The sequence below is a fragment of the Bradyrhizobium sp. AUGA SZCCT0105 genome, assembly GCF_018129565.1.
Classification (GTDB): domain Bacteria; phylum Pseudomonadota; class Alphaproteobacteria; order Rhizobiales; family Xanthobacteraceae; genus Bradyrhizobium.
The window spans coordinates 425,257-448,483 of the sequence record NZ_JAFCMK010000006.1 but is presented as its reverse complement, the minus strand read 5'-3'; the positions used below and the strand labels follow the sequence as shown (position 1 = coordinate 448,483).

31 protein-coding genes and 2 pseudogenes are annotated in these 23,227 nt (G+C 63.8%); 17 read left to right on the top strand and 16 right to left on the bottom strand.

The annotated features are described in order from the left end of the window. Positions 1-15 precede the first annotated feature (15 nt). The 8 genes and pseudogenes from JQ573_RS28220 (at position 16) to JQ573_RS40820 (ending at position 5,231) form a co-directional block, all read left to right on the top strand. Positions 16-219 carry a hypothetical protein gene (locus tag JQ573_RS28220; protein ID WP_212314674.1) on the top strand — a complete coding sequence of 68 codons (204 nt, stop codon included), beginning with the start codon at positions 16-18 and terminating at the stop codon, positions 217-219. Between the two features lie 80 nt (positions 220-299). Then, positions 300-365, top strand: a pseudogene (locus tag JQ573_RS40950) (hypothetical protein); the annotation flags it as partial. Beyond that, the gene (locus JQ573_RS28215; RefSeq protein ID WP_312011658.1) at positions 347-1,642 is read left to right on the top strand and encodes a site-specific integrase; all 1,296 of its coding nucleotides are present in this window, start codon (positions 347-349) and stop codon (positions 1,640-1,642) included. The pseudogene JQ573_RS40950 and the gene JQ573_RS28215, both read left to right, overlap by 19 nt. A 361-nt stretch (positions 1,643-2,003) precedes the next feature. After that, on the top strand, positions 2,004-2,471 hold the full coding sequence (locus tag JQ573_RS28210; protein WP_212314676.1) for a hypothetical protein: 468 nt from the start codon (positions 2,004-2,006) through the stop codon (positions 2,469-2,471). Positions 2,472-2,504: 33 nt separating this feature from the next. After that, the gene (locus JQ573_RS28205) at positions 2,505-3,227 is read left to right on the top strand and encodes a hypothetical protein (RefSeq protein ID WP_212314678.1); all 723 of its coding nucleotides are present in this window, start codon (positions 2,505-2,507) and stop codon (positions 3,225-3,227) included. A 369-nt stretch (positions 3,228-3,596) separates the two neighbouring features. Next, positions 3,597-3,731: a hypothetical protein gene (locus JQ573_RS40685; RefSeq protein WP_276327610.1), complete on the top strand. Its 135-nt coding sequence runs from the start codon at positions 3,597-3,599 to the stop codon at positions 3,729-3,731. Positions 3,732-3,944: 213 nt separating this feature from the next. Then, on the top strand, positions 3,945-4,412 hold the full coding sequence (locus JQ573_RS28200; RefSeq protein WP_212314680.1) for a DUF992 domain-containing protein: 468 nt from the start codon (positions 3,945-3,947) through the stop codon (positions 4,410-4,412). Positions 4,413-5,042: 630 nt separating this feature from the next. Continuing rightward, positions 5,043-5,231 (top strand): hypothetical protein, encoded by a 189-nt coding sequence (locus JQ573_RS40820; protein ID WP_312011657.1) that lies wholly within the window; start codon positions 5,043-5,045, stop codon positions 5,229-5,231. Between the two features lie 278 nt (positions 5,232-5,509). On the opposite strand, the gene JQ573_RS28190 is transcribed toward JQ573_RS40820, so the two are convergent. Both JQ573_RS28190 and JQ573_RS28185 read right to left on the bottom strand, forming a co-directional pair. After that, complete coding sequence (locus tag JQ573_RS28190; protein ID WP_312011656.1) at positions 5,510-5,824, bottom strand: YdeI/OmpD-associated family protein; 315 nt, start codon at positions 5,822-5,824, stop codon at positions 5,510-5,512. Positions 5,825-5,843: 19 nt separating this feature from the next. Further along, complete coding sequence (locus JQ573_RS28185; protein ID WP_092114531.1) at positions 5,844-6,257, bottom strand: SRPBCC family protein; 414 nt, start codon at positions 6,255-6,257, stop codon at positions 5,844-5,846. A gap of 259 nt (positions 6,258-6,516) precedes the next feature. Between JQ573_RS28185 and JQ573_RS28180 the strand changes: the two genes are divergently transcribed. Further along, complete coding sequence (locus JQ573_RS28180) at positions 6,517-6,822, top strand: hypothetical protein (RefSeq protein WP_092114532.1); 306 nt, start codon at positions 6,517-6,519, stop codon at positions 6,820-6,822. Positions 6,823-6,849: 27 nt separating this feature from the next. Here JQ573_RS28180 and JQ573_RS28175 read toward each other — a convergent pair whose 3' ends face one another. The 3 genes from JQ573_RS28175 to JQ573_RS28165 all read right to left on the bottom strand — a co-directional run bounded on the left by JQ573_RS28175 (position 6,850) and on the right by JQ573_RS28165 (position 8,804). Further along, entirely contained in the window at positions 6,850-7,485 is a 636-nt protein-coding gene (locus JQ573_RS28175; protein ID WP_212314684.1) for a 2-dehydro-3-deoxy-6-phosphogalactonate aldolase, read from the bottom strand. Between the two features lie 11 nt (positions 7,486-7,496). Beyond that, positions 7,497-8,411 (bottom strand): 2-dehydro-3-deoxygalactonokinase, encoded by a 915-nt coding sequence (locus tag JQ573_RS28170; RefSeq protein ID WP_212314689.1) that lies wholly within the window; start codon positions 8,409-8,411, stop codon positions 7,497-7,499. Between the two features lie 177 nt (positions 8,412-8,588). Beyond that, a complete protein-coding gene (locus tag JQ573_RS28165) occupies positions 8,589-8,804 on the bottom strand; it encodes a hypothetical protein (RefSeq protein WP_050402491.1) in 216 nt (71 codons plus the stop codon). Between the two features lie 208 nt (positions 8,805-9,012). Between JQ573_RS28165 and JQ573_RS28160 the strand changes: the two genes are divergently transcribed. Further along, a complete protein-coding gene (locus JQ573_RS28160) occupies positions 9,013-9,189 on the top strand; it encodes a hypothetical protein (RefSeq protein WP_212314690.1) in 177 nt (58 codons plus the stop codon). Positions 9,190-9,287: 98 nt separating this feature from the next. Here the strand turns inward: JQ573_RS28160 and JQ573_RS28155 are convergent, their stop codons facing one another. Both JQ573_RS28155 and JQ573_RS28150 read right to left on the bottom strand, forming a co-directional pair. After that, complete coding sequence (locus JQ573_RS28155; RefSeq protein WP_212314692.1) at positions 9,288-9,593, bottom strand: hypothetical protein; 306 nt, start codon at positions 9,591-9,593, stop codon at positions 9,288-9,290. 140 nt (positions 9,594-9,733) lie between these two features. Next, a pseudogene (locus JQ573_RS28150) lies at positions 9,734-9,975 on the bottom strand (hypothetical protein). Positions 9,976-10,096: 121 nt separating this feature from the next. Between JQ573_RS28150 and JQ573_RS28145 the strand changes: the two are divergent. Then, positions 10,097-10,318 (top strand): hypothetical protein, encoded by a 222-nt coding sequence (locus tag JQ573_RS28145; RefSeq protein WP_212314694.1) that lies wholly within the window; start codon positions 10,097-10,099, stop codon positions 10,316-10,318. 204 nt (positions 10,319-10,522) lie between these two features. Beyond that, entirely contained in the window at positions 10,523-10,879 is a 357-nt protein-coding gene (locus JQ573_RS28140; protein ID WP_212314696.1) for a DUF6481 family protein, read from the top strand. Positions 10,880-10,935: 56 nt separating this feature from the next. Here the strand turns inward: JQ573_RS28140 and JQ573_RS28135 are convergent, their stop codons facing one another. Continuing rightward, positions 10,936-11,166 carry a pentapeptide MXKDX repeat protein gene (locus tag JQ573_RS28135; RefSeq protein WP_212314698.1) on the bottom strand — a complete coding sequence of 77 codons (231 nt, stop codon included), beginning with the start codon at positions 11,164-11,166 and terminating at the stop codon, positions 10,936-10,938. A gap of 329 nt (positions 11,167-11,495) precedes the next feature. On the opposite strand from JQ573_RS28135, the gene dctP reads away from it, so the two are divergent. Genes dctP through JQ573_RS28120 form a run of 3 tightly spaced genes read left to right on the top strand, consistent with a single transcriptional unit; the run spans position 11,496 to position 14,424 of the window. Next, on the top strand, positions 11,496-12,518 hold the full coding sequence (gene dctP, locus JQ573_RS28130; RefSeq protein WP_212314700.1) for a TRAP transporter substrate-binding protein DctP: 1,023 nt from the start codon (positions 11,496-11,498) through the stop codon (positions 12,516-12,518). Continuing rightward, on the top strand, positions 12,515-13,069 hold the full coding sequence (locus JQ573_RS28125; RefSeq protein WP_212314702.1) for a TRAP transporter small permease: 555 nt from the start codon (positions 12,515-12,517) through the stop codon (positions 13,067-13,069). The genes dctP and JQ573_RS28125 overlap by 4 nt, the downstream gene beginning before the upstream one ends. Further along, the gene (locus JQ573_RS28120) at positions 13,066-14,424 is read left to right on the top strand and encodes a TRAP transporter large permease (RefSeq protein ID WP_212314704.1); all 1,359 of its coding nucleotides are present in this window, start codon (positions 13,066-13,068) and stop codon (positions 14,422-14,424) included. The genes JQ573_RS28125 and JQ573_RS28120 overlap by 4 nt, the downstream gene beginning before the upstream one ends. Before the next feature lie 57 nt (positions 14,425-14,481). On the opposite strand, the gene JQ573_RS28115 is transcribed toward JQ573_RS28120, so the two are convergent. Continuing rightward, on the bottom strand, positions 14,482-14,619 hold the full coding sequence (locus tag JQ573_RS28115) for a hypothetical protein (protein ID WP_212314706.1): 138 nt from the start codon (positions 14,617-14,619) through the stop codon (positions 14,482-14,484). A gap of 14 nt (positions 14,620-14,633) precedes the next feature. Between JQ573_RS28115 and JQ573_RS28110 the strand changes: the two genes are divergently transcribed. Continuing rightward, positions 14,634-14,906 (top strand): hypothetical protein, encoded by a 273-nt coding sequence (locus JQ573_RS28110; RefSeq protein WP_212315513.1) that lies wholly within the window; start codon positions 14,634-14,636, stop codon positions 14,904-14,906. On the opposite strand, the gene JQ573_RS28105 is transcribed toward JQ573_RS28110, so the two are convergent. After that, positions 14,903-15,751: an SMP-30/gluconolactonase/LRE family protein gene (locus JQ573_RS28105; protein WP_212314708.1), complete on the bottom strand. Its 849-nt coding sequence runs from the start codon at positions 15,749-15,751 to the stop codon at positions 14,903-14,905. The genes JQ573_RS28110 and JQ573_RS28105 overlap by 4 nt on opposite strands. 292 nt (positions 15,752-16,043) lie before the next feature. Between JQ573_RS28105 and JQ573_RS28100 the strand changes: the two genes are divergently transcribed. Beyond that, the gene (locus JQ573_RS28100; RefSeq protein ID WP_212314710.1) at positions 16,044-18,254 is read left to right on the top strand and encodes a lytic transglycosylase domain-containing protein; all 2,211 of its coding nucleotides are present in this window, start codon (positions 16,044-16,046) and stop codon (positions 18,252-18,254) included. Positions 18,255-18,305: 51 nt separating this feature from the next. Here JQ573_RS28100 and JQ573_RS28095 read toward each other — a convergent pair whose 3' ends face one another. From JQ573_RS28095 to JQ573_RS28070, 6 genes are all read right to left on the bottom strand, one after another. Further along, the gene (locus tag JQ573_RS28095) at positions 18,306-18,854 is read right to left on the bottom strand and encodes a GrpB family protein (protein ID WP_212314711.1); all 549 of its coding nucleotides are present in this window, start codon (positions 18,852-18,854) and stop codon (positions 18,306-18,308) included. 41 nt (positions 18,855-18,895) lie between these two features. Next, positions 18,896-19,864: a tripartite tricarboxylate transporter substrate binding protein BugD gene (locus JQ573_RS28090; RefSeq protein ID WP_212314712.1), complete on the bottom strand. Its 969-nt coding sequence runs from the start codon at positions 19,862-19,864 to the stop codon at positions 18,896-18,898. 79 nt (positions 19,865-19,943) lie between these two features. Further along, positions 19,944-21,185, bottom strand: coding sequence for a threonine synthase (locus JQ573_RS28085; RefSeq protein ID WP_212314713.1), 1,242 nt, complete (start codon positions 21,183-21,185; stop codon positions 19,944-19,946). Positions 21,186-21,366: 181 nt separating this feature from the next. Then, entirely contained in the window at positions 21,367-22,788 is a 1,422-nt protein-coding gene (gene lpdA / locus JQ573_RS28080; protein WP_212314714.1) for a dihydrolipoyl dehydrogenase, read from the bottom strand. Between the two features lie 17 nt (positions 22,789-22,805). Next, a complete protein-coding gene (locus JQ573_RS28075; RefSeq protein WP_212314715.1) occupies positions 22,806-23,048 on the bottom strand; it encodes a hypothetical protein in 243 nt (80 codons plus the stop codon). Next, entirely contained in the window at positions 23,049-23,225 is a 177-nt protein-coding gene (locus JQ573_RS28070; protein WP_212314716.1) for a hypothetical protein, read from the bottom strand. Between the last annotated feature and the right edge of the window lie 2 nt (positions 23,226-23,227).

The following is a 23,227-nucleotide window of genomic DNA, read 5'->3' as shown; positions in this document are numbered from 1 at the left end:
CCTAGAGGCCCGCTGATGCAGCGACTGCAACGCAACCACTACATCGCACTCCAGCTGCTCGAATACGGCCCATTCGAGCGGCACCCGAGCGGCGGCTGGCGCTTTGGCGCCAGGAAGATCAGGCCGGAGATGGTTGAGCGGCTGGTGGCCAGCGGTCGTGCCCAAATCGTGGATGGCAAATTGCGCCCGGTCCACCGGGTCCCGGAGGGCGGACTGTGACCGCCCTTTCCCCTGCCCTCGAGTCCCACTTCGCCAGCTTCGCGACCATCAGCGTCCCGGAGCTGGCCCGGCTCTATCCGATGGATCGGGAGACCATAAAACGGCATATTGACGCCCAGCGCCTGCCGTGTCGGATCAAAGGCGAAGGCCGCGCCAGGCCACGGCGCGTTTTCACCCGCGCCGATATAGAGGCCTTCCTGACGTCAACGGGGGAAACGACGCCATGTCCGTCTACCGGGACAAGCGGTCGCAATACTGGCAATACGAATTCCAGATCAAAGGTCATCGATTTTACGGCTCGACTCGGTCCGACAATGAACGTGAGGCCCGCGCGATCGAGGAAGAAGAGAAGCGCAAAGCCCGTGCCAACGTCGAGCACTGGATCGCCGCCAGCCGAGAACCGCTGACGCTCAAGCGCGCATGCGACCGTTGGTGGGATGAGCACGGCCAGAACCTCGCCGACCTCAAGATCAAATCTGCGCTTGACCGCATCGTCGAGATCCTCGGCGGCAAGATTCAGTTGCACGACATCGTCGACGATACGGTCGCTCATCTTGTCGCCGAGCGCAGGAGGGATCGCCGGCGCGATCGCACGGTCGTCGAAAAGGGAAAGCCGAAGATTCTCTATCGTGCGATCACCAACTCGACAGTCAACCGCACCCTCGACCTACTGCGCCGCGTGATGCGGCGCGCGAAAGAGAACTGGAACACGGCGCTGCCGAATGAGCCGACCTGGAAAAAGCACCGCCTCAAGCCAAAGAAGCGCCCGGTCCGCGAGCTGCTCGCCAGTGAGGAAAAGCGCCTCGACCAAGTCGAAGATTTCGACTTCGTCGAGCTGCGCCGCTTCGCGATCATCACCGGGCTCCGCCGGCAGAACCTCTTGCTGAAATGGTCTCAAGTCAATTTCGAGCACGGAACAATCAGCATCGTAACCAAAGGCGACGAGCCGCGAATCATGCCGCTATCGCGCGAAGCTTATGCCATCCTGTGGCGCCGGCGCGGTCACCATAAGGAATTCGTTTTCACCTACAAGGCAAAACGGACTTGGAAGAACCGCACCAGGAAAGGCCGCAAGCTCGGCGACCTGGTCAAAGGACAACGCTACCCGATCACAGCGGCAGGCTTTTCCTCGCATAAGGACCGCGCTTGGTCGAAGGCCGACGTCGACGCCCGCATTCACGACCTGCGCCACACGGCCGGCATGCGGACGCTGCGCACGACCGGCAACCTTCGCATCGTGCAGGAACTGCTCGGCCATTCCACCATTGCCGTCACATCCGAATTTTACACCGGCGCGACCGTTGAGGACGTGCGCGAAGCGATGGAGCGCACAGCCGAGGCGCAGCAGCGTCAGCGCGAGCTGCTCGAGGCAATCGAGCGGCAGACCCCGAAGGCGATCGAGAACAAAGGCGGCGATGAATGAGCCTGCACGCATCGCACCGGCGATCCGCCTTCGAGCACGGCATCCGGTTTTGACCGCAACGCCGCTCTCACGCTCATCGCATTGACGTGCCCGCCGGATCAGGTTCACCCCACCTGCCGTGAATTCACCGTTCCAGAAACGGCCGCGCGACTGAGCCAGATCTGCCCTTTATGTCGCGGCCGCTTCGAGCTTCCAGTTACCGGATCGACGCCTCGACCTCATCGAGATTAGCCCGGTCTCGCCACAAAGGCGGCCTTACGAGACCGCCGCTGTGTATAGCTGGGATAACTTCACGTCGCACTCGCCTTGCGCGCGTTTGCCAGCATCCTGACCGCGGAACGCGAATCGCGGGAGACGAACGTTGTCCGATGATCCATTGAAAAAAATGCTCGAGGATGCACTCAAGCAGGTTGCTGACCGCGATAGCGCTCAAAAGTCCGCAAGACAACGAGCCGAGGAAGACATGAAGACGTCCGGCGAGCAGCTTAGGCGGCGCGTCCTGCCCCGTTTGTCTGCCGCTCAGAAGGCCTGGGAAGGTAAGCTAAAGCTCGATGTTGCGGATAACAGCGACCAATATTCCGTAGGCGCCTCCGGGTCTCGGAAATATCCGTCGATTACCGCTTCAGCGAGCGGTCAGGGACAGGCGGCCTACATTTTTGTCACCCATTCTCCGGGCTACGTGTCTGTTCAGGAAGGCTCCGGCCCCAATCGCGGAAATAACGTGTACGAGTTTAACGTATCGTCGCTGGACGATCTCACCGACGAAAAAATTGACGAGATCCTGCAGGCGCTCCTGCAAGCCGCGCTTGGATTGAAGTCAAAGCGTTGACGCTGAGCTCAGGGCAACAGTCGGTATCAATTCATGAGCGAGGAACAACAATCCAAATCTGACATCGCAGCGATTCTAGGTTATTTGCCCGCTATTACTGGCGTAGCAGTGCTCGTTCTTTCCATCTTCAACATTGGATACTTCTCGAAGATCGGACTCCATTTTCTGGGAGTCATGGATCTTTCGAATTTCGTCTACTCGCTCAGCTTCATCATCGCGATCTTAACAGGCTCACTCGGAGTATATTTTTGGGGTGACTACGTAGAAAGCCTGCTTAAAAATATCGGTAGCCGAAGCGGAAGAAGAAAAATCTACTGGGTGGTGGGCGTGTTCTTCGGCACGATAGCCGTTGTCGTTTTAGCGGCGCGGTACTTCTTTCCGCCCTTGCATCCATCACACTTTCTGAGCGATCGCCTCGTGGCGATCCCAGCGGTCGTCTTCGGCGCGCTATTGCTCGCATCGCAATATTCGCACTGGAAGGCCACAGGTCGGGTCGGAATCGGCGACGGCTTCTTTTCCTTTATCTTGGTCGTGTTGGCCACCTATTGGGTGGGGCGAGCCGTCGCGGAGCACGAGATCTACTCCGTGAAGACGACTTACGATTTCGTCCTGAAGGACCGAACAGTGCCGCTAACCGGCAAGCTCCTCCGCGCTTCGTCAAGTGGCTTCATCGTTTTCTCCGAAAACAAAATTGGCTTCCTACCGCTCGGAGAGGTCAAGCAGATCAGAGGATCCGATGAACTTTCTGATTGGTAGATGAACTGAATCCGCGACAACACCGCTTCCCAGGGACCGCCAAATCCCGGAATTTTTCCCGGAGGATCAGCGCGGAACCGCCTAAGGTTTTGTTGGATAACGACTTTTCCTGCCATGAGCCAATTGTTTCTACTCCGCGGGTTGCAGGTTCGAATCCTGCCGGGATCGCCACCCCACTCCCATTCGATGAAGCCATTTTCCGGACGCCGCGAAGCCGGCCGGAAACAAAGCCGGGATAGCGTCCCGTCATTGCACCAAAAGGGGATTCGGTCATGTGGGATTTCATCAACGAATTGTATCGGGATTTCTGCCTGGCTCGCCTGCAGGAGATGCGGAAGCTGGAGCATCATATCTGAACGGACGCGGAGCATGGACAACGATCAGCCCCTGGCCGGCGCGATCCTGACGGCGATGGTGATCGCCGCGGTGGTCTGGGTGACCATCGGACCGCCGCCGGGGCACAAGAAGGTCAGCAGCCAACCACAGACTGTCGCGAGACGCTAACGCCCGTATGAATACGGATACTCGAACCTCGGCGCCGGTCTCGCAGACAGAACATGACTGGGATTGCGGGCCCAGATTGAAACAGGGCGCCGCCGGGACAATTCATTTCGAGCCCGGCGGCGTAGTTTCGTGGGCCGCCCCAATTCTAAGGATCCCTTAACCACCAGCGCAGGCCGCAGGCGAGAGCGCGGACCGATTGCGCTTCCCTCCGCGTTGTACAGCGCCATGCGGACAACGGGCCATTGGATCATCGTTGCGGTGTGTGGCGCGGCCGTTCTCGCCACGCCCATCGCAACCGCCGAAGCACAGCAGGTGCAGGCCGGAACGCTCGCGTGTCGTGGCGGCCCCGATGCCGGTTTCATCCTGGGCCCGGTGACCAATCTCGATTGCGTGCTGCACGCCGACAGCGCACCGGACAGCCGTTACGTCGCAGCCATTCCCAACTTCGGCATTTTCATCGGCGACGAGGAAGTCGCACTGACCTGGAAGGTGATGGCGCCAGTGCCGTGGCTCGGGCTCGACCAACTCGCCGGCAGTTACACCCACGAAAGCGGCGCGCGTGACAACGTCCTCACCGGCGGCACGACTACGCCGATCACGCTGCATCCGTTGAGCGAGGATGCTTTCTCTAGTCCGCCGGTCAAAATCGAGAGCCTGGAAATTCGGCCGATGGATCGCTGATCCCTGATCGAAGCCGCGTACCGGCCGCCGAAATGCACAACGCCGCCCGCTTGAAATATACGCGGACGGCGCTGCTCCTAGCCCCAGGAAGGTGATGCAAAATCCTGACAGCTCCAACTCTGCACGTTCTGTGCCAACGATCATGGCCCATATGGGCTATTTGGCTGCAGAGAAACGAAGCTAGGTTAAGCACCGAGGCACTGGTGACGGTGCCTCACGACCAAAGTGTCAACTTGGCCTCAGCGTGGCCCACGCGCTGAGGCCTTTCTTTTGATGTTCACGATCTGCTCTGAAATCGCGTCTCGTTCTTTATCATCCAGCGCACGAAATGATTCCGTAGTTCTCCGTGCGTGAACAAAGTTCCGACGGCGCTTGAGATGCCGAACGTATTCTGTTCGTCACGTTGCAGGTTCCGATTCTCGCAGCGACCTTGGGTGGCGTGCTTCGCGATTTCTTAATCTGGAATTGCTTCCTCAAGGGATTGCCAGCGTTCTCATTGTTCGCCGACATTTTGGGATCGATATGGAAGACTCCGTCCAGATCCGTTGCACCCGCTGCAAGAGCGTCTTTCGTGATCGCGCCAAGCGGCTGCAGAACGGTTACTCGCGTCAGTGCCCGAGCTGCGAGATCGTGCTGTTCTTCGACGAGGACTCGCATGATGCAAACATCAAGCAAGCGATGCGAACCGCGCGGCGCGCACGCAAGGAACTGCGCGAAAGCGAAGGCGTGAGCACGAGAAGGGCCGCGGCTGCTCCTCGGCAATACGGCGGGCGCTCGGCATCGAGCGCGCGGGGAACCGAGGACGATGACGCCGATTGAACTTGGCGCCGGGGGTTGCCGCACTATCCACCTCGGCCGGCATTTTCCGACGCGCGGTCGAGCCATTGCCGCGTCGATTCGTCACTCCAGCCGGGAACGGCGAAGCGCGCCGTCGGCGTTGCAGCAGCGGGCGAACGAACAGTTGCGGGTTGGCGTGCGTGGGGGTGACGCCGTGGCGCAGCGCTCGCCGACACGCACAGGATGACCAACAGGCCAAGTGCCAAGACACAACGCATCGCATGCTCCTGACGACCGTCGCGACCGCGCCGAGAGAACGATCACCTCGCCTGTTTGCTCGGCCGATGCGCCATTCCCATATAGACCCCGCCGGCTTTCAATTCTTCCAGCATCTGGTCGATCCGCTTGCGCTTGGTGGCAGCCCGCACGCTGCGTTCGATCCAGTGCAGATAGTCATTGAGTTGATACGGCGGACGTTGCTTGAACGCCTCCGTCAGACCGGCAGCGTCGAGTTCGCGCCGGATCCCCGCCGGCATGGTCGCGCGCGGTCGTTTCAGCATCATGCCTTCCTCTCGCGCGGGACGGCGACTTGGCCCTGCGGGCGCTCCGCCTCCGCTACCAGCTGCATCGATCACGTCGCCTCCAGTGGCCGGATCAGGACCGCTGCTTTGCCTCGACGTAGCGCTTGAAATTATCCAGGATCGCCTGCCAGCCGCCGCGCTGCTGCTCGACCGAATGGGTATCCTCGCCGTCGAAGCTGACCTGCAGCTTGACGCCGCCCGCCTCGGGCGTGAACGCAACCTGCGCGGTGCGGTCGCCGAACGCATATTCCAGCAGCCGGGGTGCCTCGACCTTGGTGTAAGTGCCGGCGAAATCGAACCCCATGCTGCCGTCCTTGGCTTCCATCCGCGACGAGAATGCGCCACCGGCGCGCAGGTCCACGGTCGCAGCAGTGGTGTGCCAATCGTCGGAGGCCGCATTCCACTGCTTGATGTCGTCGGGCGTGGTGTAGGCGCGCCAGACATCTGCGATCGGCGCGGCAACGGTCGTTTCGACGGCAATCTTCATATGCGTTCCTTCGTCGTTCCTAAATCAAGCGGGTGCGCCCACGGCGCCCGGCCGGGGCGCCTGACCGCGGACACTCTACTAGGGCTATTCGCCGTGATCCACAAACCACTCCGCCGGACGACAGCGCCTGCCAGGGCCGCCGGGAACATGAGGTGGCCGGCGACGCCGTTCAACAAACCAAATGGTGTGTGGCCGGCACAAGAATTTCGTCAGGAATGACCGTGTATGGAAGACGGGTCCAACGCCCGGAGAGGACGACATGCGGAACCTGAATACTGTGCTGAGCAAGCTGAACGACCGCCTGCTGCGGCTGGAGGGCGAGCTGTTCGTGCTGCGATCGATCGCGCGCGCCGCCCTGACCTCCGGCGACGAGTCCGCCATCCGCACCCGCAAACTGCTCGAAGGCGCCAAGCTCGCGCTGGCAGACGAAGCCGAACGGCCGCTGGACGCCGCGACCGGGAAATACGTCGCGGCCGCGATCGCCATGGTCGAAGAGCTGCTCGAGAATCCTCGAGAGGCGGCCCCGCTGTTCAGGGTGATCGACGGCGGCAAGCGGGACGATTAGCTCGCGGTCAGGAATTAGGGACCGAGCCTAGCTCGCGCCCTGCACGGCCCTGTCATACGCCTCGATCGTGACTTTCGCCCTGACCGCAACATCCGCGGCCGTCATGCCCGGCTTGTAGAGGCTGCTGCCGAGACCGAAGGCGCGAATGCCCGCCTTCACATACTCCGCGAAATTCTGGTCCGAGACGCCGCCGACGGCGGCGAGCATCACATCCGGCGGCAGCACGGCGCGGATCGCCGAGATGCCGGAAGCGCCGAGCACGCTTGCCGGAAAGAACTTCAGGCTCGAGGCGCCCGCGCGTGCGGCGAGCAGCGCTTCCGTCGGCGAGAACACACCGGGCATCGTGATCATCGCGTGGTGCCGGGCGCGCGCCAGCACGTCGACATCGACGTTCGGCGACACCATGAGGCGCCCGCCGGCGTCGTGGAGGCGATCGACATCTCCCGCGGTCAGCACCGTGCCAGCGCCGATCAGGACATCAGCGGGCGCCCGCTTCGCCGCAATCTCGATCGAACGGAACGGCTCGGGGGAGTTCAGCGGAATCTCGATCGCGGTCACATCAGCCTCGAGCAGTGCGCTCACGATGCCCAAAGCCTCGTCCGGCTTGACGCCGCGCAGGATCGCGACCAGCGGACGCTTCATCGGAGGAAACGGAATGCTCATGCGTTGATCCCTCAATTGGTCCAGATCGCCGCCGCGGCGCCGGCGAGGCCACGGCGAACCGCCTCCTCCGCATCCATCACGTTGAGCGGAATCGAAAGGCTTTCGAGCGCGATCCGATAGAGCCGTTGCAGCCGGCCCGATGCAATCAGCGTAACCGGCGTTGCTCGCTCCCGCTCGGCAAGGCCGGCCGCCAGCTCGGCACCGATCAACGTGCCGGAGATCGTCTCACGGGCCGCCTGCGCGCTGCCGCCGAACAGCAACTGCCGGGATCGCACCCGAAACAGCAAATTGGCCGATAGCGCCGGCGTTGCGAACGCCTCGACGACGGCCGAGCGGAACGCATCGGCATCAACGGCCTCTTCCGCACCGGCGACGGCATGCGACAGAATGGTGTCGCGCGCAACCACGCTGAACAACTCGCCGGTCATGAAGGTCGCAAAGCGCTCGACCGTTCCACCGCGCAGGCGCACCCATTTGGAATGGGTTCCCGGCATGCAAACGAGGGCCTCACCCGGCGCATCCAGACCGAGCGCGCCGAGCAACTGGGTTTCCTCGCCACGCATCACATCGGGGGCCGCAGCATCGCGCTGCGCAATCCCGGGCAGGATCCGGATATCGCGCGGCTGCCCGCTGACCACGACGGCGCCTTTGAGGATTTCGGAGAGATGCGCCGGTGTGTCGACATAGCCGGCCTCGACCCAGCCCTGCCGGGCACCGGCCATGCCGCAGATCACGACCGGCAGGTTGACCGCCGCGCCCAGCGCGTCGAGATGCGATTGCAGCACCGACGCAAAGCCGGCCCTGGCGGCCGCCGTCATGCCCTCGTCGCTGCGCCGTTCGCCGAACAGCTCGCCGCCAGCGCTCATCAGCCAGAGCCGGAAGCTGCTGGTGCCCCAATCGACCGCGACATAGGAAGACCCGCTCATCGCGCTCTGTTCCACGCTTTTGGTTTCCGGCTCGGCGATGGCGCCGCCGAACAGACGCGATAACGGCGTTCATGACGCCGCGCAAGGCGCGCCCGATATCGCGCCGCCACGCGATCACGCGAACGCGCGCGCATGCGACCGCCGGGCCCTGTTCGCATCGGTGCGTGCGCGGATCGGTTACCGCGCGCCCTTCAGCGTACAGGAGGTCGTGCAGGTCGTGACGTTGCCATGGTCACACTTGATGCAGGCGTTGACGCACTGATCCATGACCTTGGGATTGTACTGACTATAAAGATTGGCCGCGCAGCTGTTGGTCGATCCCGTGACCTCCGGGTCAGACCAGCAACCGGACAGTAAAAACGCTGCGGCACTCAAAATGGCGACCTTGCGCATAAGGCCTCCTGCCACGCTCTATCCAAGTATCCTTGCAAGTAACCTTGATAGGTTAGGTTAAATTTCGGTTTCAATTGCGACCTGATCCGGAAGCGGTATTGCTTATCCACCGGACATTTCCCCAAGGTCCGGGCCCACACCGGCAAGGCCGTCAGGCGACCCCGCCTGGCGGCTTTGTTGCCCAGCAATGCACAAGGATACCAACAAGATGGCCCGAAAGCCGCGGTGGTCGTTCAAGGAGGACCGACGACTGATGGAATTGGCGCGTTCCTCCAAGTCACTGGAAGAGGTCGTGAAGGCGACCGGCCGTTCGCCGGAGCGCATCAAGAAGATGGCGATGCGCCTTGGCCTCTCCATCAAGTCGCGTGGCGCCACAAAGAAATAGTTTGAATACGGCCGCAGCCCGGCCGGCCGGCCGGCCAGAGCGCGTTTGAGCGAAGTGGACAGCGATCCGCCTAAAGACGACGCGTCAGAAACAAGGATTTAGGGTTCCGGCGGACAATCGTCCTTGGCCCGCACCGGGATCGCCTTGACCTCGCCCTCGGTCTTGACCTCACGCTCAGCCTTGACCTCGCGCTCGGCCTTGGCCTCTTGTTCATCCTCGCCCGCTCGCGTGCAGGTGGTCAGCACGAAAGCCACCCGGCTGCATTGCCACGCCGGCCCGAGCGCCGCGCTCGACACCGGTTCTGGCGACGCCAGCGTCAGGGATAGATACGCTACCAAAACGGCACCCGCCGCGGCTGCGGCAGCCAGTGCCGCGCCCGTTCCGGACCACAGCTTGGACATCATGGCCTTGGTTCCCGCCGATCTCTGGGAGTCGGGGCAGCCCGCCTGTCCGCGTGTGATCGGAATCACAACCGGGACCAAACAGTTCAGCCCGAATCTTTGGGCTTGATCTGGGAGCGATATTGCACTGCCGCAAGGCAGGATCAGCGCGCCGGCTCGATCACATTACAGTTGGTCCGGCCCGACATCAGGCAGTCCTGCATCTTGCTCGCCGCCGTCAGGTCGTGCGCAAGCCAGAGACCGACCGCGAGCATGACCACCGCGACCAGCAGTCCGATCAGCGCCCCGCGGCGGTTGCCTCCGTCTTCGGATTCGCTCATGGCCGCTTCGGTTCCCTTTTGCCATCGCCCGCATCATGACCGTTTGCACGGTTGCGTGCGATCAATTCTGCAACAGTCGCACAACGAAATGCGCGCCGGCAGCGATCGGCCCTGCAATTCCATTGCGGGCTGGCGCGACTCGCGAAAAACTGCTCGCTGAGTGGAGCGCGTGTGCGGGGCGTGCCGGTGAGCGAACAAGAAGCGAGTTACGATTATCAGCGTTACAGGCAGCTGCTCTCGGAAGCTGTCGACGAGACCAGCAGACTGCGGCTGATCAGCCTCCTGATCACCGAAAAGGCGCGCGACAGGCTCGAAGCGCAGCGCGCCTCGGACCGGAGCGCGATGACCGCCGAGACAGTCGCCAAGGTGCTTGGCAACGGCCGGCGCGAGCAGTTTCAGCGCGGTTAGGCCTGTCGGCAGGTTCGGTGACCAACCACTCACCACGCCGGCCGCCAGCCGGGTGCAGGCACCGCCGTCGGCCATTTGCTGTCCGCTCATATCTCCTTTGCTCCACAGCCCCCCGTTCACCACTGGCCTTTTCGTTGCCATTCACTTATTGAACGCCGAACCGAACCCCATCCATCAACGAACAGAAAGCAGCAGGCTTCCTCTATGAGTGGCTTCAAGGAACCGGGTTTTGCCGACCGCCAGAAAGCGGCCCTGCAGGCGCGGCAAAACCTCCTCAACAAGTTTCGCACCCAGCCGGGCGCTGACGATCCGACCGTGAAAGCACGGGCCGAGGAGCGCGCGGCTATCGCCGAACGCCGCGCCAAGGCCAGGGAAGCCCGTGAAATCGAGAAGGCCGAACGGAAGCGCCGCGAGGAAGAGGCCGCCGCAGCCGAGGCCATCCGCATTGCGCGGGAGAAGGAAGAGGAAACCGCACGACTGGCTGCGCTCGAGGCTGAACAGAAGGCCAAGCGCGACGCCCGCTACGCTGCGCGCAAGGAGCGCGGCAAGAAGAAGCGCTGAGGCGTAACCAGGCCCGCCACGACGGCGGGCCTGTGAAGGATGAGCGGTGGCGGCGGTCAGTTCTTCTTCATGCCGTCGTCTTTCTTCATCATCGCGCCACCATCCTTCTTCATGGCGTCGTCCTTCTTCATGCCATCGTCCTTCTTCATGGCATCCTTGGACATCGTGCCTTCCTTCTTCATTGCGTCGTCCTTGCCCATCTTGTCCTGAGCGAAGGCGGCGGGGGCGAGCGCAAGGCTGAACGAGAGCAACGCGGCGGAAAGGCCGAAGCGGGTCTTGGTGGTCATCATGAGTGATCCCTTGTGTGGTCAAATGTGAGCGCGACGACTTGCCGTTCTCTCCTCGACGCACTTGCGCCGCCGGTTGTTACCTCCAATAACAAATTCTTGAAGCACACCGGCGCGTACGCCCATCGCTCATCGCGCGAGGATCGGGCGGCGACGCTGCGGCAGCGCAGTGTGCGCCGCAGCAACGGCAACACTTGCGACCGCCTGCCGGCCCGCACTAACAGGGCGCCTCGAACTATCAGACTAGAGAAGTTTCACGCGAAGACCGGCTAGGCTAAAGCTCCGCGCCGGTCTAGCAGCCACTCAAGAAGCTCTTCAGGGGAACAACCATGCTCACACGCCGCCACGTCCTCGCTTCCGCCCTCGCCGCACCCGCCGTCCTGCGGATGGGTGTCGGGACTGCGCATGCCGCGACCACACTGAAGATCTCGCATCAGTTCCCCGGCGGCACCATCGACAAGGGCGATTTCCGCGACAGGCTGTGCCGGATGTTCGCGGCCGAGGTCGCCAAGCGCTCGGGCGGCGACCTCACTGCCGAGGTCTATCCGAACTCCTCGCTGATCAAGACCAACGCGCAGTTCTCGGCGATGCGCAAGGGCGCGCTCGATCTCAGCCTCTATCCGATGCCCTATGCCGGCGGCGAATTGCCGGAGACCAATATCGGCCTGATGCCGGGCCTGGTCACGACCTACGACCAGGGCCTGCGCTGGAAGAAGGAGCCGGTCGGCAAGGCGCTGAGCGACTTCCTCGCCGACAAGGGCATTCTACTGATCACCTGGGTCTGGCAGGCCGGCGGCGTCGCCAGCCGCTCCAAGGCGATCGTGGCGCCCGAGGACGCCAAGGGCCTCAAGGTGCGCGGCGGCTCGCGCGAGATGGACATGGTGCTGCAGACCGCCGGCGCCGCCGTGCTGTCGGTGCCGTCCAACGAGCTCTACGCCGCGATGCAGACCGGCGCCTGCGATGCCGGCATCACCTCCTCCACCAGCCTGATCTCGTTCCGCCTCGAGGAGGTCGCGAAGTCGCTGACCTCCGGCGCCGGCGCCTCCTACTGGTTCATGCTGGAGCCGTTGATGATGTCGAAGGCGATCTTCGACAAGCTGCCGAAGAACCAGCAGGACATCATCCTGGCCGTCGGCGCCGAGCTCGAGGCCTTCGGCCGCAAGGGTGCGCAGGACGACGACGTCGAGGTCACCAAGGTCTATGAGAAGGCCGGCGCCAAGGTCAGCGCGCTCGATGCCGCCATTGTCGGCAAGTGGCGCGACATCGCGCGCGACACCGCCTGGAAGGACTACGGCGCCAAGACAGCGACGGCCGCCAATTTGCTGAAACTCGCAAGCGACGTCGCCGCATGATCCATGGTCCGGTCCCGGATCAAGGTGAAAGCGCAAGCATAGCCGCGGGCAATACCGCCGTGGCGATGCTCGCGCGTGCGCTGTCCGTCTGCAACAATATCATCGTGGTGTTCGCCGCACTTGCCTTGATCGCGGCCTGCGTGATCCTGAGCTACAGCGTGCTTGGCCGCGCCGTGTTCCACAGCCCGAACTACTGGCAGGACGAGGCCGCCGTGTTCCTGCTGGTCGGCGCCACCTTCATGTCCTCGGCCTATGTGCAGAGCCAGCGCGGTCACGTCAGCATCGAGGCGTTCGTCGGCCTGCTCTCGGCGCGCGCCAACAGCATCAGGCTGTGGCTGGTCGATGTCGCGAGCTTCGCGTTCTGCACCTTCTTCGCCTGGAAGTCCTGGACCCTGGCGCACGAGGCCTATGTCGACGGCCAGGTGTCCAACTCGATGTGGTCGCCGCCGCTCGCCATCCCCTACGGGCTGATGGCGCTCGGCATGACGCTGCTCTGCGTGCAACTCCTTTTGCAAATCCTCATTCCGCTGACCGGTGGCCCGCGCCGATGACCGTGTTTGGTATTGGCATCTCCTACGGGCTTGCCACCCTGTTTGCGATGTTCTCCGGCATGCCGATCGCATTCGCGCTCGGTGCGGTCGCCGTCGTGTTCATGGCGATCTACATGCCGGCGGCCTCGCTCGATACGGTGACCCAGAACGTCTACGAGGAGATGGCCTCGATCACGCTGCTGTCGATCCCGCTGTTCATCCTGAAGGGTGCGGCGATCGGCAAATCCCGCGCCGGCCAGGATCTCTACTCGGCGCTGCATGCCTGGCTGCACCGCGTGCCCGGCGGCCTCGGCGTCGCCAACGTGTTCGCCTGCGCCCTGTTTGCGGCGATGGCCGGTTCCTCGCCCGCGACTTGCTCGGCGATCGGTTCGGCCGGCATCCCCGAAATGCGCAAGCGCGGCTATTCCGGAGGCTTTGCCGCGGGGATCATCGCCGCCGGCGGCACGCTCGGCATCCTGCTGCCGCCCTCGATCACGATGATCCTGTTCGCCGTCGCGGCCGAGAAGTCGCTCGGACGGCTGTTTCTGGCCGGCATCGGCCCCGGACTGCTGCTGGTGTCGTTGTTCGGCGTCTACGCCGTGTTCCGCTTCCGCAAGGAATACGCCATGGCCCGCGCCGTCTATGACGCGACCGGCAAGGATGCCGCGATCCTGCAACGCGACGAGTTCACCATGGCCGAGCGCTTCAGCGCGCTGCCGCGCGTGATCCCGTTTGTGCTGCTGCTAACCGGCGTGATGATCGCGCTGTATGGCGGCTACGCCACGCCGTCGGAAACCGCCGGCCTCGGCGGCCTGCTGGCGCTCGGGCTGATCGCCGTGATCTACAGTGTGTGGAAACCCAGCGACCTGTCGCCGATCCTGAAATCCACCATTCGGGAATCGACCATGCTGATGCTGATCATCGGCATGTCGCTGCTCTATTCCTACGTGATGAGCTATTTGCACATCTCGCAATCGGCGGCGGAGGCGATCGTCGCGATGCACCTGCCGCGCTGGGAGCTGTTGTTCGCGATCCTCGTGATGGTGATCGTGCTCGGCTTCTTCCTGCCGCCGGTCTCGATCATCCTGATGACCGCGCCGATCATCCTGCCGCCGCTCCGCGCCGCCGAGTTCGACATCATCTGGTTCGGCGTCGTCATGACCATCGTGATGGAGATGGGCCTGATCCACCCGCCGGTCGGCCTCAACATCTTCGTCATCCGCAACGTCGCGCCCGATATCCCGCTGAGCGAGGTGATCTGGGGCACGCTGCCCTTCGTGCTGCTGATGATGTTCGCCGTGCTGATGCTGTGCTTCTTCCCGGAGATCTCGACCTGGTTGCCAAACCTGGTGATGGGGCCGGACGGCGGGCGCTGATGCGCAAGCAAGAAACTACAGCGCGCGATGGCGGTTCGCCCCGGTCGCCGTCACGCTTCAGGCCGCCTCCTGCTCCCTCGCTGCCAGGGCCTGCTCGATCCGGCGGACTATCAACGCCGTCGGACGTCCCTCGCGCTGCAGCCGGCGGAGCTCATTCCAGAGCCTGATGATTTCGCGGTCTCGCTCGGCGTCCATGGCATTCTCCCGGCGTGCCTCACTATGAACGAAACAAGAACAAAACTCAAGGCCGCAAGAGGCCGTCGCCGGCGCGGGAACCAGGACGACGCAGCGCGATTGGTTCCTTCATGAAAATGGCCAAGGCAATTCGCAAGCAGGCGCAGACCGCGGAACGGGTCGCATCGGCGACCGCGGACGCAATCGTCGCCGATCAGATGCGCTCAGTGGCCCGCGCCTTCAGGAGCCAGGCCGAGATCCTGAAGAAGAAAGAGAAGCAAAAGAAGAAACAGTCTCGCCCCGGCTAGGGATAGCCGTCGGCCGGTGTATCGACCTCGATCACGTCGATCCGCGACACCGATTTGCCCTTCCGCAGCTCCTCGTAGGACGTCTCCGCGCTCAGGCAGAACAGCGTCCTGCGATCCGCGCCGCCGAGTGCACAGGCGAGCGCGCGGCGGCCGGGCACCGCGATGCGCGCGCGCTCGACACCATTGCGATCGATCCGGACAAACGCGTCTTCGGTGAACGACGCGACCCAGACTGCGCCGTCGCCGTCGAGGCAGATGCCGTCGGGATCATTGACGCGACCGAACCGCCCGCGAAGGCTCAGGCCGCCGTCCGGCGCGATGTCGTAATCGGCGAGACCGGCGCCGTCCATCTCAGCGACGATGAGCCGGCGATGGTCGGAGGAAACGGCAATGCCGTTGGGAAAGCGCAAGCCGTCGGCGACGACGCGGGCGCCGCCGTCGGGCATCACCAGGATGATGCGACCGACGGCGCCGCGGCCCTCCGGCGGCGGCAGATTGAAGCCGAGATCGCCGACGTAAGCACGGCCCTGCCCGTCGACGATCATGTCATCGATCGTACCGGTCGCGATCCCGGAAACATCGGCATACAGGGACAGCGCGCCACCGGAAAACCGCAGCAGCCGCTTCCTGAACATCGTCAGCACGACGATGTCGCCATCAGGCAGCACGCCAAGACCGCACGGCGTGTCGTCGGTCACCGCCGCATGCTCCTGGCGTTCGCCTGACGGGCTGATGCTGAGCAGCGTCCGCGCCATGCAGTCAACGAACCAGAGCCGCCCGCGATGCCAGCGCGGGCCCTCGAAATAGCGCCCGCCGTCCAGGATGGTTCTGAGCCCAGCCGTCATGACGCACCGGCCTGAAAGAACAGATCTGACATGAGAAAGCGCCCCGCCGCACGTTTGGCGAGAATATATCCCCGCTGGGACCGGTCAAACCGGCGTCTCGGCCCCTTAAAAAGACCCGCAAAACCCCGGTTCCCGCAGGGTTCCACACGCTGTATGCCATATTTTGCCGCGTTTTCTCTGTTGAGTTGCGGCAGCGTTAATACTCGAGAATCGAGGGTGGTAGTAATCTGCGGCGGATGTGCCGCGTACGACGCGTTCCGTTTGTGCCTGATCGTTTCAGGGGGGCCAGGGAATGAACCGTTGCCTACGTCCGCTGGCGTGCCTCGCCACGGTGGCCGTGCTCGCGCTGCTTCCGCTTGAGGCAGGCGCCAAACCGCATCATCAGCACCAGGCCAAGAGCGGCCACGGGGACAAGAAGGCGCACGGCGCCAAGGCGACGCGCGAGAGTGCCGCCGTCAAGCGGCGCCATGCCAGGCATGGCAACGACAAGCGCAAATCCGCGAAGGCCAAATCCGCTTCGTCCAAATCGGCTGAGACCACCAAGGCGCCCGAGCCGGAGAAGCCCGCCGGGCCGCAATTGTCGGGCGATCTCGCCGCGGTCAGGGACGCGATCACCGCGGCGCGCCGGGGCAAGACCAGCGAGGCGACCGATATCCAGGCAAAGATCACCGACCCCGTCGGGCGGAAGCTCGTCGAGTGGTATCTGCTGCGCCACTCGGAGTCGAATGCGCCGTTCAGCCGCTATGCGGCATTCGTCACGGCCAACCCGGACTGGCCAAGCGTCACGCTGTTGCGCAAACGGGCTGAGGCGCGGATCTGGCAGGAGCGCAGTGATCCGGCCACGGTTCACGGCTTCACGCTCGATCAGCCGATCAGCGCCAAGGGCAAGTTCGCCCTCGCCCGCACGCTGCTCACCGAAGGCGATCGCGACGGCGCCACGCGGCTGGTGCGCGAGGCCTGGCGCTCGGAAGAATTGTTGGACCGTACCGAGAGCGACGCCTACGACGCATTCAAGGATCTGCTGACGCGCGACGATCATCGCGCGCGCATGGACAAGCGGATCGGCGCCAAGGATCTCGCCGGCGCGAGGCGCGCGGCGCTGCATCTCGGCAGCGACGAGCTGGCCATCGTGAAGGCTTGCGGCGCGGTCCGCGGGCAATCCAACAAGGCGGAGGACACCCTCAACGACGTGCCGGCGGACGCCCGCAGCGACCTCGGCTACACGCTGTGCCGCATCCAGTGGCTGCTCGCGAAGAACAGGATCGATGATGCGGCGCGCGTGACGATTGCGGCGGCGCCCGAGACCATGGCGCAGCAGGACACCGACCAGTGGTGGCGCGAACGCCGCATCCTCTCCCGCAAGCTGCTCGACCAGGGTGAGTACCAGGCGGCCTATGACGTTATCCGTGCCGCGGCGGCGCCGGACAATCCCTATTACCGCTCCGACATGCACTTCATGCGCGGCTGGATCGCGCTGCGCTATCTCGACGATGCCAGGACCGCGGCAGCGCATTTCGCGCGGATCGACGAGGGCCAGACCAACCCGACCGTGCTGGCGCGCGCCGCCTATTGGCGCGGTCGCGCCGCCGAGGTGCTCGGCAACAACGTGGCGATGCGGGCCGACTACCAGGCAGCGGCGCGCTACCCGACCGCCTATTATGGTCAGCTCGCGCTGGCCAGGCTCGGCCGTGACGGCGTCGAGCTGCACGCGCCCTCGGCGGCGGCCAGCGCGGCCAGCATGGCGGCCGACGAGCGCGTGCGTGCCGCCGACATGCTCTACGCGATCGGCGAGCCCGATATCGTGCTCTATTTCGCCGCCGACCTTGCCGAGGAAAGCGCAGATGTCGGGATGCTCGAGGCGCTCGGCGAACTCACCGGCCGCCACAACGATGCCCGCGCCATGCTGCAGATCGGCAAGATTGCGCTGGCGCGGGGCTTTGCCTTCGACCACTACGCTTTCCCGGTCATCGGCATTCCCAAGCACACCCCGATCGCCCCCGATATCGGGCGCAGCATGACCTACTCGATCGCACGCACCGAAAGCGCGTTCGATCAGCGCGACAAGTCGGCGGCCAACGCCGTCGGCCTGATGCAGGTAACGCCCGAAGCCGGCCGCGACACCGCCAAGCGTTTCGGCGTCAGCTATGACTGGAGCCGGATGGTCTCCGATCCGGTCTACAACACCCAGATGGGCGCGGCCGAATTGAGTGCGCTGCTGGCGGAATATCGCGGCTGCCACATCATGACCTTTGCCGGTTACAACGCCGGCCGCGGCCGTGTCCGCGACTGGATCAAGGCCTATGGCGACCCGCGCGATCCCAAGGTCGATCCGGTGGACTGGGTGGAACGGATTCCGATCTCGGAGACGCGCAACTACGTGCAGCGCGTGATGGAGAATTTCGCGGTCTATCAGGCGCGGTTCGAGGACGCGGGCACGGCGTTGGCGGCAAAGGGCGGCGAGCGCGTCGTGAGGCAGGAGACGAATGCGGCGCCCGCGCAGTAAGCGCCTCCGTCAGGCAGGCCACCGGTCCCGCGAATGCGCGCGCCGGAGAGATTACGACTCTCGCTCTGTCTTCCAGGCCAGCGCCCGGGCCGTCGTCGCTTCAACGAACGCACTCTTGCCGTTTCGATACGCAGCAATGTCGTCGTTGGACGCGCGCGCAAGTTCGCGCTTGATGTCGGCGTAAGCATGCGCGGCCTCGGGATGGGCGCGGAGATAGTCGCGAAACAGCACCAGTTGCTCCCAGCGGGGGTGGGACAGCTGCATCACATGAACATGGTGGGTCCACGGTCCGGGCGGTCCCTTGCGGAAGAACAGCTCGCCCGGCAGCCATGACTCGTACTGTGGCATGTAGACATAGCCCAGCGCCTTGACCGGCTCGACATAGCGCTGTTGTGCCTCGTCGAGACTTGGCACACCAACCAGCAGATCGATGATGGGTTTGGACGGCAACCCCGGTACCGCCGTGCTGCCGACATGCTCAACGGCGAGCACAAGACCTCCAAGCGCTGCCTGGATCCTCGCCCGCTCCTGCTCGAACAGCGCCGGCCAGTTAGGGTCATAGGCGGAGACAATGATCGCCCCTGCGCCGTATTTCTCCATGAGCGCCTCTATCGCTTGCCGGCCTGAGTTGCCGGCAAGCCTCACTCCACCTTCACATTGGCGGCCTTGATCATCGGCCACCATTTTGCAATCTCCGCCTTCTGCCAGGCGCCGAGTGCTTCCGGTTTCAACTGGTCCTTTGGCGGCATCTGCAAGCCGAGATTTTCGAGCTGCTTCTTCACCGCGGGATCGTTCAGCGCCTGGATCACCGCGACGTTGAGCTTGTCCACGATCTCTTTCGGCGTGCCCTTCGGCACCCAGAGGCCGGACCACAGCGTCATGTGGAAGCCCGGCAGGCCGGCCTCATCGACCGTCGGGACCTCAGCCGCGTTCGCGACCCGCTTGGAATCGGTGACCGCATAGGCACGGATGTTGCCGGCGCGGACCTGGTTGATCGAGTTCGACGTCTGGTCGACGATGATATCGATCTGGCCGGCGACGAGGTCGTTCAGCGCCGGCCCGGTGCCGCGATAGGGCACGTATTGCAGCTTGATTCCGGAGACGTTCTCGAAATAGAGCCCGGCGATGTGGCTGCCGCTGCCGGCGCCGGCGGTGCCCGCGGTCGGCGGCGCCGGCCGCGACTTCAGCCACTCCAACAGCTCCTTCAGCGACTTCGCCGGCACGGCGTTCTTGCTGACGATGATCATCGGATTGCTCGGCAGCAGCACCACCGGCTCGAGATCATCGACGAGATCGTAGCCGAGCTTGTAGATCGCGCCGTTCGCGACATGGGTGCCGAGATGACCGAACGAGACGGTGTAACCGTCGGGCGCCGCGCGCACCGCACGGCCGACACCGAGCGAGCCGCCCGCTCCGGTCACGTTCTCGATCAGAACCACCTCGCCGAGCGACTGCTTCATGCGCTCGGCGAGGATACGCGCCATCGCATCCGACGGACCGCCGGCGGCGAACGGCACGACGATGGTGATCGGGTGCGCGGGCCAGGTTTCCGCCGAAACGGTCCCCGTGAACGCCAACATCGCCAACACGGCCAGAACCAGTTTCCGCATCACGCGCTCCCCTCAATCTTCCTTGTCGTATCATTTTTGAAGGGCCACCTTTCAACAAGATGGCCCTTCGGATGAGGCGTCAGAACTGCGAGAAGTCGATCGGCTTGTGCCTGTCGAGCGCGCGGGTCACCGGCTGCAGCGGGTATTTCAGGCCGCTGGCGCAATTGAACAGCATCACGCGGTCTGCCTTGGTGACGCGGCCGTCGGTAAGGCTCTGCTTGTAGGCGGCATAGGTCGCAGCCCCCTCGGGGCACAGCAACAGTCCCTCCTCGCGCGCGACCTCGTTGAGGGCGGCGGTGATCTTGTCGTCATCGACCGCGATAGCAAATCCCTTGCTCTCGCGCACCGCGCGCAGGATGAGAAAATCGCCGACCGCCTGCGGCACGCGGATGCCCGAGGCGATGGTGTGAGCGTCCTCCCAGCGCGCCGCATGCTCGGTTCCGGCCTCATAGGCGCGCACCATCGGCGCGCAGCCGGAGGCCTGCACCGCGACCATCCGCGGGCGCTTCGAACCGATGAAGCCGATCTTCTCGAGCTCGTCGAACGCCTTCCACATGCCGATCAGGCCGGTGCCGCCACCGGTCGGATAGAAGATCACATCGGGCACGTCCCAGCCGAGCTGCTCGGCGAGCTCGAGGCCCATCGTCTTCTTGCCCTCGATCCGGTACGGCTCCTTCAGGGTCGATGTATCGAACCAGCCGACTTTTGCTTTCCCTTCGCCGACGATCTTGCCGCAATCGTCGATGTAGCCGTTGACGCGATAGACGGTGGCGCCCTGCAGCTCGATCTCGCTGACATTCACCTCCGGCGTATCCGCCGGACAGAAGATCGTGGTCTTGATCCCGCAGGAAGTGGCGTAGGCTGCGAGCGCCGCGCCGGCGTTGCCGTTGGTCGGCATCGCCATGTGCTTGATCCCGAGTGCCTTGCCCATCGAGACCGCCATGACGAGGCCGCGCGCCTTGAACGAGCCGGTCGGCAGCCGCCCCTCGTCCTTGACGATGATCTCGCCGCCGCCAAGCCTTGAGGAAAGCTTCGGCAACCGGATCAGCGGCGTCGTAACTTCGCCGAGACTGACGATGTCCTTGCATTTGCGCACCGGCAACAGCTCGCGGTAGCGCCACAGGTCGGCGGGGCGCTCGGCCAGTGCGTCCTTGGTCAGCGCCTTCTTCACCCCGGCGAGATCGTAGCGCACCAAGAGCGGCTTGCCGGCCTTCGAGAGGTTGTGCACCTGATCGGCCGCATAATGATCGCCCTCCATCGCGCATTCGAGATGGGTCACGAAGGTCGGGCGTTCGATGGTGAGATTGTCGTTGTCTTTCACGAGATGCGCTCTTTCTTGTTCTTTGGTTCACTCATATCAGACCCGTCACCCTGAGGTGGCCGCTTCTTAGCGGCCCTCGAAGGGCGACGAGCCCAGCTGCTCGATCCGGGCCGTGCATCCTTCGAGGCTCGCTCTGCTCGCACCTCAGGATGACGGGACGTCTAGGGTTGCTTTCCATCAATCAGATATTCAGCACGCGCCCGTAAGCGTCGAGCACCGCTTCCTTCATCATTTCCGACAGGGTCGGATGCGGGAACACGGTGTGCATCAGTTCCTCCTCCGTGGTCTCCAGATTCATCGCCACGACATAGCCCTGGATCAGCTCGGTGACCTCGGCGCCGATCATGTGAGCGCCGAGCAGCTGGCCGGTCTTCTTGTCGAACACCACCTTGACGAGGCCCTGGTCCTCGCCGAGCGCGATCGCCTTGCCGTTGCCGACGAACGGGAAACGGCCGACGCGGATCTCGCGGCCGCCCTCCTTGGCCTTGGCTTCGGTGAGGCCGACGGAGGCGACCTGCGGGTTGCAGTAAGTGCAGCCCGGGATCAGCAGCTTGTCCATCGGATGCGGATGCAGGCCCTTGATCGCCTCGATGCAGATCACGCCCTCATGCTCGGCCTTGTGCGCGAGCATCGGCGGTCCCGCGACATCGCCGATCGCGTAGATGCCGGGCACGTTGGTCTTGCCGAGACCGTCGATCACGATGCAGCCGCGGTCGGTTTTGACGCCGAGCTTCTCCAGCCCGAGATTCTCGATATTGCCGACCACGCCGACCGCCGAGATCACGCGCTCGAACTCCTTGGTCTGCGGCTGGCCCTTGCCGTCGTCGATGGTCGCGACCACGCTGTCGGCCTTCTTCTCCAGCTTTGTCACCTTGGTCGAGGACATGATCTGGATGCCCATCTTCTCGAACCGCTTGCGCGCCAGCCCCGCGATCTCGGCGTCCTCGACAGGCAGGATCTGCGGCAGCACCTCGACCACGGTGACGTCAGAGCCCATGGTATGGAAGAACGAGGCGAACTCGATGCCGATCGCGCCGGAGCCGACCACCAGCAGCGACTTCGGCATCCGCTCCGGCACCATCGCCTCGAAATAGGTCCAGATCAGCTTCTTGTCCGGCTCGAGCCCGGGCAGCACGCGCGGCCGCGCGCCGGTCGCGACGATGATGTGCTTGGCCTGATAGGTGCCCTCGCCGCTCGCGCCCTTCGGGGCCTCGACCGCCGATTTCTTCACCGCGATCTTGCCGGGCGCGTCGATCGTGGCATCGCCCCAGATCACCGTGACCTTGTTCTTCTTCATCAGGAAGCCGACGCCGTCGTTGAGGCGCTTCGAGACCCCGCGCGAGCGCTGCACCACCGCTTTCGGATCAAACGAGACATTGTCCGCCGACAGCCCGTAATCCTTGGCGTGCTGCATGTAGTGATAGATCTCGGCGGAGCGCAGCAGCGCTTTGGTCGGGATGCAGCCCCAGTTCAGGCAGATGCCGCCGAGATAGGATTTCTCCACGATCGCGGTCTTGAAGCCGAGCTGCGCGGCGCGGATCGCGGTCACGTAGCCGCCGGGGCCGGAGCCGATGATGATGACGTCAAAGGATGTATCGGCCATGGCGGCTCCCGTTCAACTCAATTTGTGACGCCGCGCGCGCGGCTTCTTGCGATCAATGACCTGACCAGCCATTCGAGCCCGATCGCCAGGGCCATGATGGCCAGGGCCGTCAGCACGATCGGTTGGGCGATGTTCCGCGCCAGCTGTTCACCGGCGAAGAACGCGGAGTGCAGAAAATCGAACCCGACCGGATTGCACACCAGTGCGGCCGACAGCAATAGCGAGATCCAGGGCCAGCGCGTGCGAGCCGTGCCGGCCATCTATCCGTACTCCTGCCATACCGCACCGAGGAACACGGTCCACGCCAGCGCCAGCACAGCGGCGCCGGTCATCATGATTCTGAACTGTATCGTCGATATCAGGTCGCGGTTGACAGCGAAGAGCAACGCGACGGCGATGGCGGCGAGCAGGACGTACGGACCGTAGATCGCGTACATGG